The sequence below is a fragment of the Leucobacter tenebrionis genome (assembly GCF_019884725.1).
In the GTDB taxonomy this organism is placed as follows: domain Bacteria; phylum Actinomycetota; class Actinomycetes; order Actinomycetales; family Microbacteriaceae; genus Leucobacter; species Leucobacter tenebrionis.
In genome coordinates this window covers 1232948-1250111 of sequence record NZ_CP082322.1, presented here as the reverse complement: position 1 = coordinate 1250111, position 17164 = coordinate 1232948, and the positions used below count along the sequence as shown (strand labels likewise).

Sequence of the window (17164 nt, the reverse complement as noted above, 5' to 3'; positions counted from 1 at the left end):
CTTCACGAGCGGATTCGCATCCCCTCCGCATGGCTCCAGGGGCCGCGCACGTTCCGCGCCTAGACTGAGCGCGATATGCGTACGAGAGTAACCGCCATCCTGATCGCCCAGCGGGGCGGGGAGTGGCTCGACCAGACCATCGCCGGCATCGCCGAGCAGACCGCCCAGCCCGCCGCTGTGATCGCGGTGAACAACGGCGGTTCCGAGCGCGTCGGCGAGCAGCTCATGAACAGCGGTGCTGCGCGCGTCGTGGGGCTCTCCTCCCGTGTCCCGTTCGGTCAGGCCGTCGCCCGCGGGGTGCAGACCGTGCCGGTCGATCCGGAGATCGAGGATTGGATCTGGCTGCTCAGCGAGGACGCCTGCCCCGAGCCCGAAGCGCTCGAGCACATCCTCAGCAGTGTGCAGCGCGCCCCGTCGGTGGTGGTCGCCGGCCCGAAGCTGGTCGACTGGGATCACCCGGAGCGCATCATCGAGCTCGGCCAGAGCCTCACCCGCTACGGCTCGCGGTGGACGCTGCGCCGGCAGGAGCTCGATCAGCAGCAGTACGACCACATGCAGGACGTGCTGGGTGTGGGCCCCGTCGGAATGCTCGTGCGTCGCGACGTCTGGGACGAGCTCGGAGGCTTCGATCCCGCCCTGCCGATCTACGACGACGGCCTCGACTTCTGCGTGCGCGCCCGGCTGGCCGGGCACCGGGTCGAGGTCGCCCCCGCCTCACGGGTGCGCTTCGCCCAGAGCGGCGTCGCGGGCCCCCACATCGACCGCCGTCGCTCCCTACTGCGCACCGCGCACCGGCAGGCGCGCACCGCGCAGCTGCATCGGCGGATCTCGTACGCGCCGGCCCCCGTCGCCTTCTTCGAGTGGCTCGGGCTGCCGATCTACGCCGTGCTGCGAGTGCTCTGGGCGCTGATCCGCGAGCAACCGGGATTCATGATCGGCGAGTTCGCGGCGGCCTTCACGGTGTTCTTCAAGCCTCACGCGATCATCGCCTCCCGACGGCGGATCCGCAAGCACTCCACGGCGGGATGGCCCGCGATCCGGCAGCTGCGCATCGACCCGAAGAGCGTGCGCACGGCCCGCATGATCGATCGCGAGGCGATCCTCGCGTCATCGGGACGGCAGCGGAGGGAGCTGCACTTCATCTCGAGCGGAGGCCTCGCGGTGCTGGCCGCGGCGGCCGTGGCGGCGATCGCGCTCACCTGGTGGGCGTTCCCGCAGACGAGTCTCGCGGGCGGCGGGCTCGCCCCGCTGAGCCCCATCGACCAGCTGTGGTGGAATACCCGCCCGCTCGGCGGGGTGCCCGCCGACCCGTTCACCTGGGTGCTGGCGCTGCTCGGCACGCTGACGTTCTGGAATCCCTCGCACGCGCTCGTGCTGCTCATGATCGCGGCGATCCCGCTCACGGCGCTCGGGGGCTGGATCTGGGCGGCGCAGCTCACCGAGTCGCGCGCTGCCCGCGTGCTGCTGAGCCTCGGCTTCGCCCTGAGCCCGGTGCTGCTGGGATCCCTCGACGCCGGGCGGCTGCCGACGCTGGTGCTCACGATCGTGCTGCCCTGGCTGCTGCTCGCGGCGACCCGCTGCCGCGAGTCGTGGAGCTGGGCGGGCACGGCGTCGCTGCTCGCGGCCGTGGCGCTCGCGGCCGCGCCGATCCTGATCCCCGCCGCGATCGTGCTGCTGGTGGTGGGCCTCTTCACCACGCTCAGGGGGGCTGCGCGCGTGCTCACCACGGCGCTCATGCCGGCGGTGCTGTTCGCGCCGAAGGCCGTCTACGCCCTCACGAACGGCCGGCCGCTCGACCTGCTGCGCGACCCGGGTGTGGTCGCACCGTTCGATGCGGGAACGACCTGGCACCTGCTGCTCGGCTTCCCCGAGTTCGGCCTCGAGGGCTGGGGCGGCATTCTCGAGGGGATCGGCCTCGGCGGCCCGCCGGCGACACTGCTGGTGGGCGTGCTCATGGCCCCGATCGCGCTGCTGGCCCTGCTCGGACTCTTCACCGGGCGGGTGGCCGTCACGCTGCTGAACGCGGTGCTCGGCGGGCTCGGCATGGCCACCGCGATCCTCGCCGCGCAGCTCCACCTCGCGGTGACCGGGGATCAGAGCGTCGCGGTGTGGACCGGGTCAGGTCTCGCGGTGTACTGGATCGCGGTGCTGAGCCTCGCGGCGGTGGGAGCGACCACGCTGCAGCGCGGCGCGGCCCCCGTGGTCGCGGTGGGCCTCACCGCGGCGCTGATCGCGGTCGTTCCGGTCGCAGGAAACCTGCTGCTCAATCGTGTGCCGTTCGTTCCAGCCAGCGCGCAGATGCCGGCACTCGTGCAGGCCGCGGGCGAGAGCGACCCCGGCGTCCGCACGCTCGTGCTCACGCCCGAGGCCGCGCACAGCGTGCGGGCCGAACTGGTGACGGGCAGCGGACTGCGTCTGGATCGCATTCGCTCGGCGCTCGGCTCGCCCCACGAGACGGCGGAGGACCAGCGCCTCGCCGCCCTGGTCGGCGGCCTCGCGAGCGTCGGCGGCCCGGATATCCGCGAGGACCTGCAGGCCGAGGGGATCGGCTTCGTGCTGCTCGTCGAGGGCGGCAGCGATCTCGAACGCGCGGAGCTGCAGCGCGTGTTCGATCAGCACGCGTCCCTGGCGAGCGCGGGGCTCACGGAGCAGGGGCTGCTGTGGCGAGTCGTCGATCCCGAGACGATCACGGAGCCCGAGGGCGATGCGGCGACCCGGGTCGGCGGCACCTCGCTGACGGGTCAGACGATCTGGGGGATCCAGCTGGTCGTGCTGCTCGGCGTGCTGCTGCTCGCGCTGCCGACCGGCGAGGTGACCTACCGGCCCGAGCGGAGGAAGCGGCCGAACCGTCGGGCCGCGAAGAAGGCGCGTGCCAGGGTCGCATCGGGTGCGGTCGCGGGTGCAGCCACGGTCCCGTCACAGGAACTCGTCGCGGACGCGCCGGAGGACCAGACGGACGCGCCGGAGGATACGGAGGCGCCGGAAGATACGGACACGCCGGAAGCGCAGGATGCGGCGGAGGCGGCGATCGTCGATGCCGCGCCCGTCGCGGAGGATCCGGAGACCGGACCGGAGCCCGAGCTCGCCGACGGCGGGCCAGTCGTGGAGCCGACCGGCGACGATCCTGACTCCGGGGCTGCGATCGAGGATCCCGATCCCGAGACCGCCGGCGACGATCCTGATCCCGAGGCCGCGAGCGAAACCCCGGACGCTCCCGAGAACCCCGACGCTCCCGACGAGAGCACCCGGGCCGAGCACCCCGAGAACGGAGGCGAGCGATGAGCAAGCGTTCCAGTGCGCTGCGCGGCGGAGCCCGCGCCGCGACGGGCCTCGCCGTAGTCGGCGTGTGCGCCGCGGCCGTGGTGCTGCTGGGCCAGACCGAGCTGCCCGCCGTCGAGCAGGAGCCGATCGCGGTGACCGTCGACAGCACGCAGAACACGGCGCGCAGCCTCGTCTGCGCCGGGCCCTTCTCCGAGCTCGGAGCCGATCCCGCTCGCCCGGCCGTGGCGATCCCCACGGGGTCCCCGACGGTGGCCGTCTCGGGTACCGCGGCGGAGAACACGCATCTCGAACGCCCCGAGGGCGGCGATTCCCTGCCCGCGGTGCTGACCTCGCCGGTCTCCGAGCCGCTGGCCGCCGCTCAGGTGCAGGCGGTGAGCACCGAGAGTCTGAGCGGTGCGGTCGCGAGTTCGTGCGCCGAGCCCCTGAACGAGCAGTGGCTGATCGGCGGTGCGACCTCCCTCGGCGTCTCGACCACGCTCAGCCTCGGCAATCCGGGCACGGTGCCGGCGACGGTGCTGATCGGCGTCTACGACGAGTCCGGCCCGGTCGACTCCGTGCAGACGGCGGGAGTGCTCGTCGCGCCCGGCACCGACCAGACCGTGTCGCTCAACGGCTACGCGCCCGAGCGCGAGCGCCTCGCGGTGCGCGTGGTCAGCACCGGCGCGCCGGTCACGGCCAGCATGGGCGTCGGTCAGACGGAGGGGATCTCGCCGTTCGCGGTGTCGTCGGTCGATCGGCAGGTCGAACCGGCGACCGCCCTGGTGATCCCGGGAGTCCTCAACCGCAGTGACCACGGGCACGGCCCGAGCGACTCGGGGGAGAACGACGACACCCCGGTGGTCGTCCGAGCACTCGCGCCGGCGGGCGAGGAGGCTAGCGCCCACGTGCGGGCCGTAGACGAGCACGGGAAGAGCACCGACCTGGGCGACATCGAGCTCGCCGCCTCCGCTGTCGGCGAGCTGTCGATACCCCGGTGGCCGGAGGACGCACAGGCCGTGATCGTCGAGGCGGACGTGCCGATCATCGCCGGAGCGCTCGGCTCGGTGACCGACAGCGACGGCCACGACTACGAGTGGTTCGCCCCGGCTCCCGCGACGACGGCCGACATCCCCGCGGCGGCGGCGGTGGTCGGCGGCGGCGAGCTGATCGTGGTGAACCCCGGCGGGGAAGAGGCCCGGGTAACGGTCGAGAGCGCCGACGGCAAGGGCGAACCGCACGAGCAGACCATCGAGGCTGGAGCGGCTGCCGTCGTGCGCGCCCCCCAGAACGCGGTGATCACCAGTTCGGCTCCGGTCCACGCCGGCGTGCGGTACGTGCGCGACGGCGCGGTGGCCGGCTACCCGATCCTGGCCCCCGATCCGCGCGACGGGGAGATCACGGTCTACACGCGGTAGGGACGATGCTCCGGCTGAGCCGGTCGAGGCTCGGCCGGCGGCGCCCGCGTAGACTGGACGCATGTTCCGTCGCGAGCGCAAGCCCACAGCCCCAGCGCGGGCGAATCGACGGCACGGCCGGCGGCCCATGCGGTCCTCGCTCACGGGGCCGGGGCTGCCCGACCCGAACGCCAGGGTGCTGCGCTTCGAGATCTACGCCAGGGGTGCGGTCGAACTGCTGCAGTCGCACTTCCCGGACGAACTGCGCAACGTCCAGATCGGCTTCCAGACGGCGCCCTCCGGGCGAGGGGAGAGCCGTCTCCCGCTCTTCTACTCGATCGACAGGCAGGCGCGCACGATCATGATGTTCCGCATGCCCATCCAGCGCGCACGCGGCCTGCACGTCGATGACGAGGAGCACCGCCGCTATTTCGTCGAGCACTGCGTCTACCTGGCGGTGTGCGAGTACCTCGGGCGCGAGCCGTGGGAGCTGCTGCCGGGCCGCTTCGAGCACTATTGATCCGCAAGTGTCGTTTCAATCCACCGTGCCCCAGCGGAAGCGACCATAATGGAGAATATGAGCGCGCGCATCCTGGTGGTTGACGATGACAGGGCACTCGCCGAGATGCTCGGCATGGTGCTGCAGGGCGAGGGATTCGTCACGGAGTTTTCGGTCGACGGTGCCGAGGCGGTCGAGAAGTTCCGCGAGATGCGGCCCGACCTGGTACTGCTCGACGTGATGCTGCCGGGGCTCGACGGCATCGAGGTCGCCGAGCGGATCCGGGCGGACTCGGGCACCCCCATCATCATGCTCACGGCCCGCACCGACACGCGCGACGTGGTGCGCGGCCTCGAAGCCGGGGCCGACGACTACGTGGTCAAGCCGTTCAACCCGGCTGAGCTGATCGCGAGGATCCGCGCCCGCCTGCGAGACCCGCAGCAGGATGCGGCCGAGACCCTCCGCATCGGCGACCTCACGATCGACGTCTCCGCGCACGAGGTGCGGCGGGGATCGCAGTCGATCCCGCTCACGCCGCTCGAGTTCGACCTGCTGGTGATCCTCGCCCGCAAGCCCCAGCAGGTGTTCACCCGCGAGGTGCTGCTCGAGAAGGTGTGGGGCTACCAGTACAAGGCCGACACGAGGCTCGTCAACGTGCACGTGCAGCGCCTGCGGGCGAAGGTCGAGCAGGATCCCGATCACCCGACCATCATCACGACCGTGCGCGGTGTCGGCTATCGCGCGGGCGCGCCCGTCGAGTAGGAGCTCCCGTGCCCACCAGCCGATCGCAGCCCGACCGATCGCACCGGGGCAGAACGCGGCCGGGGATCGCGCTGCGACGTCTTCGACTGAGCTGGATCAGGCTCACTCAGCCGGTGCTCGGCCCCTTCCGCAGGCGCTGGCAGCGCTCGTTGATGCTGCGTACCATGACCATCACGGGCATGGTGACGGGGTTCATGATCCTCATCGCCGGCGTGTTCATCCTCACGAGCATCAGCGACGACCTCTACTCGTCGCGCCGGGATCAGGCGCTGCAGGATTCGGCGCGCGCCACGCTCGCGGCGCAGCGGCAGATCGACGCGTGGGACACTTCGGACGGGGGCGGGCTCAGCCAGCTCGCCCTGTCCGTGCGCCGCACCGTGCAAGACACCTCGGCGAGCCAGCTCGTCTACCTGCGCCGTCAGGCCGGGCAGCCGGCCGACCCGGTGGCGCCGCAGGCGGGTGTGACGAGCGTGATGCTGCAGGACGCGGTGAGCACGGAACTGAGCCGGGCGGCGCTCGATCGCGACACCCCGCAGCACTGGCAGGCGGTGACGTTCCAGACGGAGGACGGCTCGCAGCCCCCGGGCATCGTCGTCGGCTCCACCCTGGTCTTCCCGGGTACCGCGGGCAATTACGATCTCTTCATCGGATACAACCTCGCGGATACGCAGGACACGCTGAGCTTCGTGCAGCGCACCCTGCTGATCACCGCGGCCGCGATGATGGCGTTCATCGGCATCCTCGTGTGGATCATGTCGCGCATCGTATTCCGCCCGATCCGCGCCGCCGCCGATACCAGCCGGCGACTGGCGGGGGGCGAGAACGACGCCCGCATGCCCTCGCAGAACGACGAGCACTTCGACGCGCTCTCCGAGGGCTTCAACGACATGGCCGACACGCTGCAGGCCCGCATCCACGAGCTCGACCTCCTCTCGGAGATGCAGCAGCGCTTCGTCTCGGACGTCTCGCACGAGCTGCGCACCCCCCTCACCACGATCAGGCTCGCGAGCGAGGTGCTGCAGGGCAGCTCGGAGGAGCTCGCGCCGGGCCAGCAGCGCGCCGTCGAGGTGCTCGGAACGCAGGTGGAGCGCTTCGAATCGCTGCTCGGCGACCTGCTCGAGATCTCCCGCTACGACGCGGGCAGGGTCACCCTCGACACCGAGCCCACGAATCTCGTCTCGCTCGTGCACGAGGTCGTCGACGGCCTGCAACCGCTCTCGGAGAGCCTCATCGAGGTGCGCCCCCTCGGAGGGTACGCACCGGTCGACGTCGATGCCCGTCGGATCCGTCGCATCGTCTCGAACCTCGTCGGCAACGCGATCGAGCACGGCGAGGGGCAGCCGATCGTGGTGACCATCGACTCCAACGCCGCAGCCATATCGGTCGCGGTGCGCGACTGGGGCGTCGGCATGAAGCCTGAAGACGTCGAGCACGTCTTCGACCGCTTCTGGCGCGCGGATCCCTCTCGCAAGCGCACGCTCGGCGGCACGGGGCTCGGACTCGCGATCGCGCAGGAGGACGCCGCTGTGCACGGCGGCATCCTGGAGGTCTGGTCGCGGCCCGGCGAGGGATCCAACTTCCGGCTCACCCTGCCGAGGGGGGAAGCGATCGAGAGCTTCATGTCGCCGCTGCCGCTCGTTCCCGATGACGTCGAGCCCGAGGCGGGCGACCCGCAGAAGACCGGTGGCTGGCTGCGCCGACCGGGCAGGCGTATTCGAAGGGGCAGACGATGAGCGAGCGGAGGAACGGAGCGCGCGGGCGCGGCGGCCGGAGGGCGACCCGTCCGGCGGTCGCGCTGACCGCGGCGGCCCTGCTGCTGAGCGGTTGCGCGGCGATCCCGTCGTCGGGGCCGGTGCAGACCGGGCTCACGGATCTGAGACAGGCGGATCAGCCCTGGCAGAACATCCCGGTGGGTCCGTCGCCCGGTGCGAGCCAGAAGGATGTCGTGCGCGGGTTCGTCGAGGCGGCTTCGTCGGGATCCGACGACTACGCCGTGGCGCGGGAGTTCCTCGCCCCGGAGTACGCGGAGCAGTGGGATCCGCACTTCGGTGTGCTCATCGACGACGGCAGCAGGCCGTACCAGGAGGAGGGCGAGACCGCGGGGATCCTGTCGCTCTCGGCGGTCGCGAAGGTCGATTCGCGCGGGGTCATGCTGCCGGTGCAGCCCGGTCCGTCCACTGATATGCGCTTCGAGTTCACCCGGGTCGAGGGGGAATGGCGGATCGCCTCGGCTCCCGCCGGCATCATCCTCGACAGCACCACGTTCACCTCCACGTGGTCGGCCAGGCAGCTGTACTTCGTGGGCCCCGGCGATATGCTCGTGCCCGATACCCGGTGGTTCCTCAACCGGGCATCGCTGCCGACCGCCATCGTGCGCACGCTGCTCGAGGGCCCGTCGGAGCGGCTGCGCGAGTCGGTGCACAGCGGATTCCCGTCGGGAACGACGCTCGTCTCGAACACGGTGCCCGTCGACGACGGCCGCGTGCGAGTGGATCTCAGCGGGGCTCTGCTGCAGGGCGGTCAAGCGGGTCTCGCCGAGGCCTATCAGCAGCTGCGGATGAGCCTGCAGACGGCGGCGGATGTCAACGGGGTCGACCTGTACGTGGACGGCGCGCAGGCGCAGGTGCCGGATGACGACGAGGGGCCGCACGTGCTCACCGAGGTGTATGAGCCCGCCGTGCTGAGGGGCGGCAGGTTCGGGTCGCTGATCGCCGGGGGATTCAAACCGGCGACGGGCTTCGCCGGCACCCTCGCCGACTTCCATCCCGAGGCGGTGTCCCTCTCCCTCGACGGCGGGGTGGCCGCCGTGCTGAACGACGAGGGAGTGACGCGCATCGACGACTCCGGACAGGTGCTCGTCGACGCTCGCGACGGGCTGCTCGAGCCGAGCGTCGACGTGTTCGACTACGTGTGGACGGTTCAGCCTGCGACGGCGCAGCAGCTGCAGGTCTGGGGGCCCGACGGCTCGTCGATCTCCGTACCCGCTCCGTGGCTGGCCGGGAGGAGTCCGGCGGCGGTGAGGATATCGCCCGAGGGGGCGAGGATCGCGGCCCTCGTACCGGGGGAGACCGGCTCGCAGGTGCTCGTAGCGGGGGTGATACGCGATGAGAACGGCGTGCCCGTGGCGACGACCGAGGAGGCCGACATCCAGATGTGGGCGCCCGGGGACCCCGTCGATCTCGACTGGGTCGGCCAGCAGAACCTCGTGGCGCTGACCAGGGTCGACGGCGCGGGCAAGGTGACGCTCGGAGGACCGGGCAAGCTCAGCGGGGAGCAGGGCGGATCGGTGCCGGGCGCCTCCCGCGTCTCGGGCGGCGGCGGAGGCACGCAGATGCGGGTCCTCGGCGAGAAGGGCGACCTCTTCTCGGCGCAGGCAGGCGGGTGGCAGCGCTCGGCCGTGGACGTGGACCTGCTCGCGAAACGCGGGTAGCGGGGCGAAACGGGGGGACTTCGCTCACAACGAGGGAGATCATGGGGATCCCGCCGTCTTCTCCACAGATTCGCCCCGGGAGCCCGACGGAGGCGCCCGCGGGATGCAGGATCTGAGTATGTCCCTCATCGCGAAAGTCACCGAGACCCTCCTCGATCTCCTGGCGCTGCTCTGGCCGACGGCATGCGTGAGCTGCGGCGAAGCCGACCGCGATTGCTGCCTGCCCTGCCTGGTCGAACTGCGGCGTCCATCCGAGCCGCTGCAGCCCGATATCGGAGTGCTCTGCTTCGCGAGGGGCGTCTACGACGGCCCGCTGCGCGCGGCGCTCGTCGCCTTCAAGCACGGCGGCCGGGTGGGGCTCGGCCGCGAGCTGGGCGCGCAGCTGCGAACCCCGTTGCGCGAGGCGCTCGCCCGCTGTCGGGGCCCCGCGGCTCCCGTCGTCGTCACGGCGCCGTCGCGTCGCTCCTCAGAGCGTCGCCGAGGCTATCGGCATGTGGACCTGCTGGTGACCGCGGCTCTGCGCGGGCAGGGGATCCGCGTGCTGCGCGTCGCCGCGCTGCGGGCCGGCCGCGGGCGGCGAGGCCAGGTCGGCCTCAGCGTCGCGGACCGCGCGGAGAACGCGAGGCGGGTCGCCGTGAGACGCGCTAGGCGCGCGGTGCTGCGAGGGCGGGAGATCATCCTGGTGGACGACGTGATCACCACCGGCGCAACCGCGCTGGCCTGCCGAGAAGCACTCGAGGCGGCGGGCGGGCGGGTGGTCGCCGTCGTGGCGCTCTGTCATGCGCGCCGCCGGGACACGCGCGGTGCGCATGCGTCGCACGACGAGGTGGCACCCAAAACCCCGAGTGCAGTAGAGTTCGGGAAAGGCGTAACGGTGCGCCACAGAGGCCCACCCGCCTGAGTCACTTGGGAGGTCACCATGGACGTGAACATCCGCGGCAAGAACGTCGGGATCACTGACCGCTTCGAGAACTACGTCGAATCGAAGACCGAGAAGGTGTCGGGCCTGTTGCCGCGGGCGCAGGCGCTCGAGGTGAAGGTCTCTAGGCAGAGCGACCGAAGCCCCAAGCACGGCGATCTCGTGGAGATCACGCTCATCGGCCCCGGGCCCGTGATCCGCGCCGAATCCGCCGGCGGAGACAAGTACTCGGCCTTCGACATGGCCTACGGTCGGGTGCTCGAGCGCATCCGCCGCATGAAGGACAAGCGTCACGACCGCCGCGGTCGCGGCCGGCTCTCGCTCGCCGATGCCGCAGCCCATGACTTCTCCGAGATCGACGTCACACCGGCTCCCGCCGAGGTGATCGATGCGGTCGCGACCGGCAGCATCCCCCTTCCCGAGCAGGAGGGCGGCGAAGAGCAGTACTCGCCCGTCGTGATCCGAAGCAAGGAGTTCCCCGCCGAGCGGCTCTCGGTCGAGGACGCGGTGGATCAGATGGAGCTCGTCGGCCACGACTTCTTCCTGTTCGTGGAGGCCGGCACCGGTCGCCCCAGCGTGGTCTACCGCCGCAAGGGGTGGAACTACGGCGTGATCTCGCTCACCGAGGAGTAGCGAGGCCGATGCCCGGTGAGAGCGTCGTCCCCTGAATGCGTCGCTCCCTGGGCCCTCGTCGCCTGAGCCTGCCGTCCCCCGAATCCGTCGAGGGGCGGCAGGCTCAGTTCATTCCGCCGAAGCGCAGCCTCCAACCGCGGCGCAGCACGTTCCAGAGCGCTTCGAGCACGATCCCGCCCGTCATCTTCGAGCGGCCCCCGGTTCGCTCGACGAAGGTGATGGGCACCTCGACGACGGGGCAGCCCAGCCGCTCCAGTTCGCACGCGGTCTCCACCTGGAAGCCGTAGCCCTCGGAATCGAGCGAGTCGAGATCCAGCCGCGTCAACCAAGACGCCTCGATCGCTCGGAATCCGCTCGTGAGGTCGTGCAGCTCCGAACGCAGCGCGATCCTCGCCACACGCGTGCCGGTGCGAGAGATCCAGCGCCGATAGCGCGGCCAACCGACGATCCGCCCGCCGGCGATCCAGCGCGCACCGATCGCCGCGCCCCCGCACTCCCGCGCTGCATCGAGCAGGCCCGGCAGCTCCTCCGGGAGGTGAGAGCCGTCGGCGTCCATCTCGACGATCAGCCGATACCCCTCAGCGATCCCGACGCGGAACCCGGCGATGTACGCGGTGCCGAGACCGAGCTTCCCCGCGCGGTGATGCACCCGAATACGGGGGTCGGCCTCGGAGAGGCGATCCGCGAGCAGTCCCGTGCCGTCGGGGCTGCGGTCGTCGACCACGAGCACGTGCGCCTCCGGCACCGCCCGCAGCAGCTGGGAGAGCACATCGGGCAGCGTCGCGCGCTCGTTGTAGGTGGGCAGGACCACGAGCACCTCGCGCGAGGGTTCGCCCACTGGACCTCCATTCGGGCAACTCCCCAGCCGGCACCGGGTTTCGCCTTGCTAAGCTGAGGAGTTGTCACAATTCGGCAACGGCGGTGAGGGCGCAAAGCGGCCCACTCTGCAGAACCTTACAGGAGACACAACGTGGCGACAGTTCTCGAAAAGCTCCTTCGCGTCGGCGAAGGTCGTACTCTGAAGAAGCTCCAGCGATTGGCGAAGACGGTCGCCGATCTCGAGAGCTCCTTCGCCGACCTCAGCGACGAAGAACTGCGCGGGGAGACCGTCGAGTTCCGTGCTCGCCTCGAGAAGGGCGAGAGCCTCGACGATCTGCTGCCCGAGGCCTTCGCCGCGGTTCGCGAAGCCGCGAAGCGCACCATCGGCCTGCGCCCGTTCGACGTGCAGGTCATGGGCGGCGCCAACCTGCACCTCGGCAACATCTCCGAGATGAAGACCGGTGAGGGCAAGACCCTCGTCGCCACCATGCCCGCCTACCTCAACGCCCTCGCGGGCAAGGGCGTGCACATCGTCACGGTCAACGACTACCTCGCCACCTACCAGAGCGAGCTCATGGGCCGAGTCTTCCGGGCGCTCGGCATGACCACCGGCTGCATCGTCGCGGGGCAGGATCCCGCCACTCGCCGCGAGCAGTACAACGCCGACATCACCTACGGCACGAACAACGAGTTCGGCTTCGACTATCTGCGCGACAACATGGCGTCGAGCTCGGCGGAGCGCGTGCAGCGCGGTCACTTCTTCGCGATCATCGACGAGGTCGACTCGATCCTCATCGACGAGGCCCGCACCCCGCTCATCATCTCCGGCCCCTCCTCGGGCGAGGCGAACCGCTGGTTCGCCGAGTTCGCGCGCATCGCGCGCAAGCTCGAACCGGGCGTGGACTACGAGGTCGACGAGAAGAAGCGCACGATCGGCGTGCTCGAGCCGGGCATCGAGAAGGTCGAGGATCACCTCGGCATCACCAACCTCTACGAGTCGGTGAACACCCCCCTGATCTCCTTCCTCAACAACTCGATCAAGGCGAAGGCGCTCTTCACCCGCGACAAGGACTACGTCGTGCTGAACGGCGAGGTGCTGATCGTCGACGAGCACACCGGCCGCATCCTCGCCGGTCGCCGCTACAACGAGGGCATGCACCAGGCGATCGAGGCCAAGGAGGGGGTGCAGGTCAAGGCCGAGAACCAGATGCTCGCGACCGTGACCCTGCAGAACTACTTCCGCCTCTACGAGAAGCTCTCGGGCATGACCGGTACGGCCGAGACCGAGGCCGGCGAGTTCATGTCGACCTACAAGCTGGGTGTGGTGCCGATCCCCACCAACAAGCCCATGCAGCGCAAGGACCAGCCCGACCTCGTCTACAAGAACGAGGAGGCGAAGTTCAAGCAGGCCGTCGAAGACATCGCCGAGCGCCACGAGAAGGGTCAGCCCGTGCTCGTCGGCACCACGAGCGTCGAGAAGAGCGAGTACCTGTCGCGCCTGCTTGCCAAGAAGGGCGTGCGCCACGAGGTGCTGAATGCCAAGAACCACGCGCGCGAGGCCGCGATCATCGCGCAGGCCGGTCGTCTCGGCGCCGTCACCGTCGCTACGAACATGGCCGGCCGCGGTACCGACATCATGCTCGGCGGCAACGCCGAGTTCCTCGCAGTGCAGGAGATGGCCGCGCGCGGCCTCTCCACGGAAGACGATCCCGAGGCCTACGAGGCCGCGTGGGACGACGTCTTCGAGGCCGTCAAGCGCACCGTCGCCGAGGAGGCTGAGAAGGTCGTCGCAGTCGGAGGCCTCTACGTGCTCGGCACCGAGCGCCACGAGTCGCGTCGCATCGACAACCAGCTGCGCGGCCGCTCGGGCCGTCAGGGGGACCCCGGCGAGAGCCGCTTCTACCTGTCGCTCGCCGATGACCTGATGCGCCTCTTCAACTCGGGCGCCGCCGCGGCGCTCATGAACCGCGACAGCTTCCCCGACGATCTGGCGATCGAGTCGAAGGTCGTCACGCGGGCCATTCAGAGCGCGCAGAGCCAGGTCGAGCAGCGCAACGCCGAGATCCGCAAGAACGTGCTGAAGTACGACGACGTGCTGGATCGCCAGCGCAAGGCGATCTACGGCGACCGTCAGCAGATCCTCGACGGCGAAGAGATCGAATCCCGCATCGACTCCTTCCGCGAGCAGACGATCGACGCGATCCTCGATTCTCACGGCCTCGACGGCGAGTGGGACTTCGACGCGCTGTGGAGCGATCTCAAGCAGGTCTACCCGATCGGCATCACCATCGACGAACTCGTCGCGGAAGCGGGGGGCACCCGCGTCGACAAGGCGTTCCTGCGCCGGGAGATCCTCTCCGACGCCGAGGTCGCCTACCGCAAGCGCGAGGAGGAGCTCGGCGAGGAGGCCATGCGCGAACTCGAGCGCCGCGTGGTGCTCGCCACCATCGACCGTCGCTGGCGCGATCACCTCTACGAGATGGAGTACCTCAAGGAGGGCATCGGGCTGCGCGCGATGGCGCAGCGCGACCCGCTGGTCGAGTACCAGCGCGAGGGCTTCACGATGTTCGAGGGCATGATGGGGCAGATCAAGGAGGAGTCCATGGGGCTGCTCTACAACCTCGAGGTGAAGGTGCGCCCGGCAGAGGGGCCGCAGGACCACGTGCACCTCGAGGGTGGCGGCCTCGAGGATCAGCAGACCCCGGATCAGTCCAAGCTCAGCTACACCGCCCCCGACGAGGACGGCGCTCCCGCGGTGAGCGGTGCTCAGGACGAGACCGACAGCACCGCACCGCGCACGCGCGGCGCGGGCCGCGGCAAGAAGCAGGCCGGAGCCCAGGCGCAGCAGCCCGCTCAGCGCGGCGCATTCGGCCAGCAGGTGCCCGGTGACGCCGCCTCCGGCAACCGGGCCGAGCGTCGAGCCAACAAGAAGAAGTAGCGGCGCGGCAGCGCGTCATCGCCAGCTAAGAACCCGACCGCCGGTCCCCGGCCCCGTGGAGAGAGCCATGTCAGAGAAACTCACCAAGAACGAGCGCCGCGAGCGCGCACGCGAGCAGGCGCGCCTCGCCCGCGAAGCGGAGAAGCGCCGCGAGAAGCGCGGCCGATTCCTGCTGCAGGGAGGCATCGTGCTCGGCGTGCTGGCGATCCTCGCCGTCGTCGCCCTGATCCTCACGCAGACGATGAAGCCGGCAGGCCCCGGCCCCGAGAACATGGCGTCGGGCGGCGTCGTGTTCACGAAGGACCTCAAGGTCGTCGAGACTCCCGCACTGCAGTCGGGCGAGGATCGCGAGGCGCCCGAGGTCGACCGCAAGCAGCTGCCGCTCGACGTCACCACCTACGTCGACTACATGTGCCCCGCGTGCGGCGCGTTCGAGCAGCAGTACGGCACCATGCTCGAGAACTACGTCGGCAGCGGAGACGTGAACCTGCAGGTCTATCCGCTGAACTTCCTCGACAGTGCGTCGCTCGGCACCAAGTACTCCACGCGTGCGGCCAACCTCTTCAGCTGCGTCGTGGAGCAGCAGCCCGACGTCGCATTCAAGCTGCACAACACCCTGCTGAGCGCCGACGTCCAGCCCGCGGAGCGCACGGCCGGTCTCACGGACGATCAACTGCTCGAGCAGGCGGAGGCCGCCGGTGCGGAGCTCACCACCGAACTGCGGCAGTGCGTGAAAGACGTGCGCTTCGGCAGCTTCATCGCCGCCAACTACAAAGCGGTGAGCGAGAACGGCGTGCAGGGCCTCGCCAAGGGCGCCCAGCTCTTCGACTCGAACGGCACTGAGCTGCAGCCCGCGGGCGAGCCCCAGCGCCTCGTGAGCACGCCGACCGTCATCGTCAACGGTCAGCAGTGGAACCAGGCTCGCGACGGCGACCTCGAGTCGTACCTGCTCAAGGTGAAGAGCGAGGTTGAGAAGAGCGCGGCCAAGGCCGATTCGGCCGATGCTTCCGGCGATTCCGCTGATGAGGGGGAGTCGGAGTAAGCTGATCGGGGCGGTGCTCGGCACCGCCCCGTTTCGCCGCCTTAGCTCATCTGGTAGAGCAGCAGCCTTGTAAACTGCAGGTGGTCGGTTCGAGTCCGACAGGCGGCTCCAGTAAGAAACGCGGCAGCGTTTCGTCGCAGAGCCGCGGCGCCCACAGGCGCCGGCCACGGAGCGAAGCGAGGGCCGGGCTCCACGCTGGCCCCGCTCCGCGGGGCCTTTTGCGTGTCGCCGCCTGGCGGCCTGCGAACCGACACCGGTGTCGCGAGCTCCACCGGCTTCCCGCGCGCAACGCTGGCGCGTTGCCCTGAGCGCGGCGCACCGCGGGGACTAGGCTGTGGGGAGTGTCTAGTTCCAAACTGCCCGTCTGGGCTGCACTCCTGGGTTCGGGTATCGCCGGAATGCTCGTGGCGGTACAATCGCGTGTCAACGGGGGCCTGAGCCAGCAGATCGGCAACGGCTACGTGACCGCCGTCGTCTCCTTCGGATCAGGTCTCGTCGTGATGTGCATCGCAGTGCTCGTGTCGCGGCGCGCGAAGGCGGGCCTCGTGAGCCTGCGGGCCGAGGTGACGGCCGGTCGCCTCCCGCTGTGGACGCTGCTCGGCGGGGCCGCGGGCGCCGCCTTCGTGCTGGGGCAGGGCCTCGTGGCTCCGCTCACGGGGCTCGCGCTCTTCACCGTGGGCATCGTTGCCGGCCAGGTGCTCGGCGGTCTGATCCTCGATCGAGCCGGCCTGGGCCCGGGCGGCCGCATCGATCCGACGCCTCTGAGGCTCGTCGGCACCGGTCTGGCGGTGCTCGCCGTCATCATCTCGGTCGGTCTGGATCTGGCCGTATCGCACGCGGTGTGGCTCGTCGTCTTCCCGGTGCTGATCGGAGTGGGCGTGGCGGGGCAGTCGATGGTGAACGGCCTGGTCCGGGCGGCCGCGAGGAGCGCCGTCACCTCCACGTTCGTGAACTTCGTCGTCGGTACCGCTGTTCTCGCGGTGATCGCGGTCGTGTCCGTGGCGATCTCGGGTTGGCCGACGGAGTGGCCGACCTCCCCGCTCTACTACGTGGGCGGCGTCATCGGCACCGTGTTCATCGCGGTGGCCGCCATGCTGGTGCGAGCGGCCGGTGTGCTGCTGCTGAGCATGTCGAACGTGGCGGGACAGCTGATCGCGTCGCTGCTGCTGGAAGCGGGGCTGCCTCTCGCGGGCGGGGTGACGGTCGGGATGGCGATCGGCACGGCGGTCGCGCTGCTCGCCGTGGTGATCGCCTCGCTGCCGAGCCGGAGATCGGAGGGGCCGGCCGCCGGCCGCGGATCGCGCGTCTGAGGCGCGCGGCTGCGCCCGACGGGCGCCGCACCCGATGGACGCCGCGGCCGATCGCGCGGCGCACGGGCGGGCCGGTCTATTTGCATCGTCCGGCGCTATTCGTCAGACTTGCTAGCGATGCCGCGCCGGGTGTCGTCGAGCAGACCGGGCCGTTCGC

Annotated in this window: 12 protein-coding genes and 1 tRNA gene; 12 read left to right on the top strand and 1 reads right to left on the bottom strand. The window is 70.3% G+C overall.

Features of this window, described 5'->3' with window-relative positions; all coding sequences use genetic code 11:
• The first annotated feature begins 75 nt into the window (after positions 1-75).
• The 8 genes from KVY00_RS05985 (at position 76) to hpf (ending at position 10898) form a co-directional block, all read left to right on the top strand.
• Complete coding sequence (locus KVY00_RS05985; RefSeq protein WP_223044785.1) at positions 76-3282, top strand: glycosyltransferase; 3207 nt, start codon at positions 76-78, stop codon at positions 3280-3282.
• The gene (locus KVY00_RS05980) at positions 3279-4676 is read left to right on the top strand and encodes a DUF5719 family protein (RefSeq protein ID WP_223044784.1); all 1398 of its coding nucleotides are present in this window, start codon (positions 3279-3281) and stop codon (positions 4674-4676) included. Before KVY00_RS05985 ends, KVY00_RS05980 begins: the two co-directional genes overlap by 4 nt.
• Positions 4677-4737: 61 nt before the next feature.
• Complete coding sequence (locus KVY00_RS05975) at positions 4738-5175, top strand: hypothetical protein (RefSeq protein WP_223044783.1); 438 nt, start codon at positions 4738-4740, stop codon at positions 5173-5175.
• 57 nt (positions 5176-5232) lie between these two features.
• On the top strand, positions 5233-5916 hold the full coding sequence (gene mtrA / locus KVY00_RS05970) for an MtrAB system response regulator MtrA (protein WP_305069218.1): 684 nt from the start codon (positions 5233-5235) through the stop codon (positions 5914-5916).
• An 8-nt stretch (positions 5917-5924) separates the two neighbouring features.
• Positions 5925-7649: an MtrAB system histidine kinase MtrB gene (gene mtrB, locus KVY00_RS05965; protein ID WP_223044781.1), complete on the top strand. Its 1725-nt coding sequence runs from the start codon at positions 5925-5927 to the stop codon at positions 7647-7649.
• Complete coding sequence (locus KVY00_RS05960) at positions 7646-9346, top strand: GerMN domain-containing protein (protein ID WP_223044780.1); 1701 nt, start codon at positions 7646-7648, stop codon at positions 9344-9346. Before mtrB ends, KVY00_RS05960 begins: the two co-directional genes overlap by 4 nt.
• 118 nt (positions 9347-9464) lie before the next feature.
• Positions 9465-10247: a ComF family protein gene (locus tag KVY00_RS05955; RefSeq protein WP_223044779.1), complete on the top strand. Its 783-nt coding sequence runs from the start codon at positions 9465-9467 to the stop codon at positions 10245-10247.
• Positions 10248-10265: 18 nt separating this feature from the next.
• Entirely contained in the window at positions 10266-10898 is a 633-nt protein-coding gene (gene hpf, locus KVY00_RS05950; protein ID WP_223044778.1) for a ribosome hibernation-promoting factor, HPF/YfiA family, read from the top strand.
• Positions 10899-11001: 103 nt separating this feature from the next.
• On the opposite strand, the gene KVY00_RS05945 is transcribed toward hpf, so the two are convergent.
• Positions 11002-11736, bottom strand: a complete 735-nt coding sequence (locus tag KVY00_RS05945; protein ID WP_223044777.1) for a polyprenol monophosphomannose synthase — start codon at positions 11734-11736, stop codon at positions 11002-11004.
• 132 nt (positions 11737-11868) lie between these two features.
• Between KVY00_RS05945 and secA the strand changes: the two genes are divergently transcribed.
• The 4 genes from secA to KVY00_RS05925 all read left to right on the top strand — a co-directional run bounded on the left by secA (position 11869) and on the right by KVY00_RS05925 (position 17007).
• Positions 11869-14655, top strand: coding sequence for a preprotein translocase subunit SecA (gene secA, locus KVY00_RS05940; RefSeq protein ID WP_223044776.1), 2787 nt, complete (start codon positions 11869-11871; stop codon positions 14653-14655).
• 67 nt (positions 14656-14722) lie between these two features.
• Positions 14723-15697, top strand: coding sequence for a DsbA family protein (locus KVY00_RS05935; protein ID WP_223044775.1), 975 nt, complete (start codon positions 14723-14725; stop codon positions 15695-15697).
• Positions 15698-15732: 35 nt separating this feature from the next.
• Positions 15733-15808: transfer RNA gene (locus KVY00_RS05930), tRNA-Thr, on the top strand.
• A gap of 230 nt (positions 15809-16038) precedes the next feature.
• The gene (locus KVY00_RS05925; protein WP_223044774.1) at positions 16039-17007 is read left to right on the top strand and encodes a DMT family transporter; all 969 of its coding nucleotides are present in this window, start codon (positions 16039-16041) and stop codon (positions 17005-17007) included.
• Positions 17008-17164 lie beyond the last annotated feature (157 nt).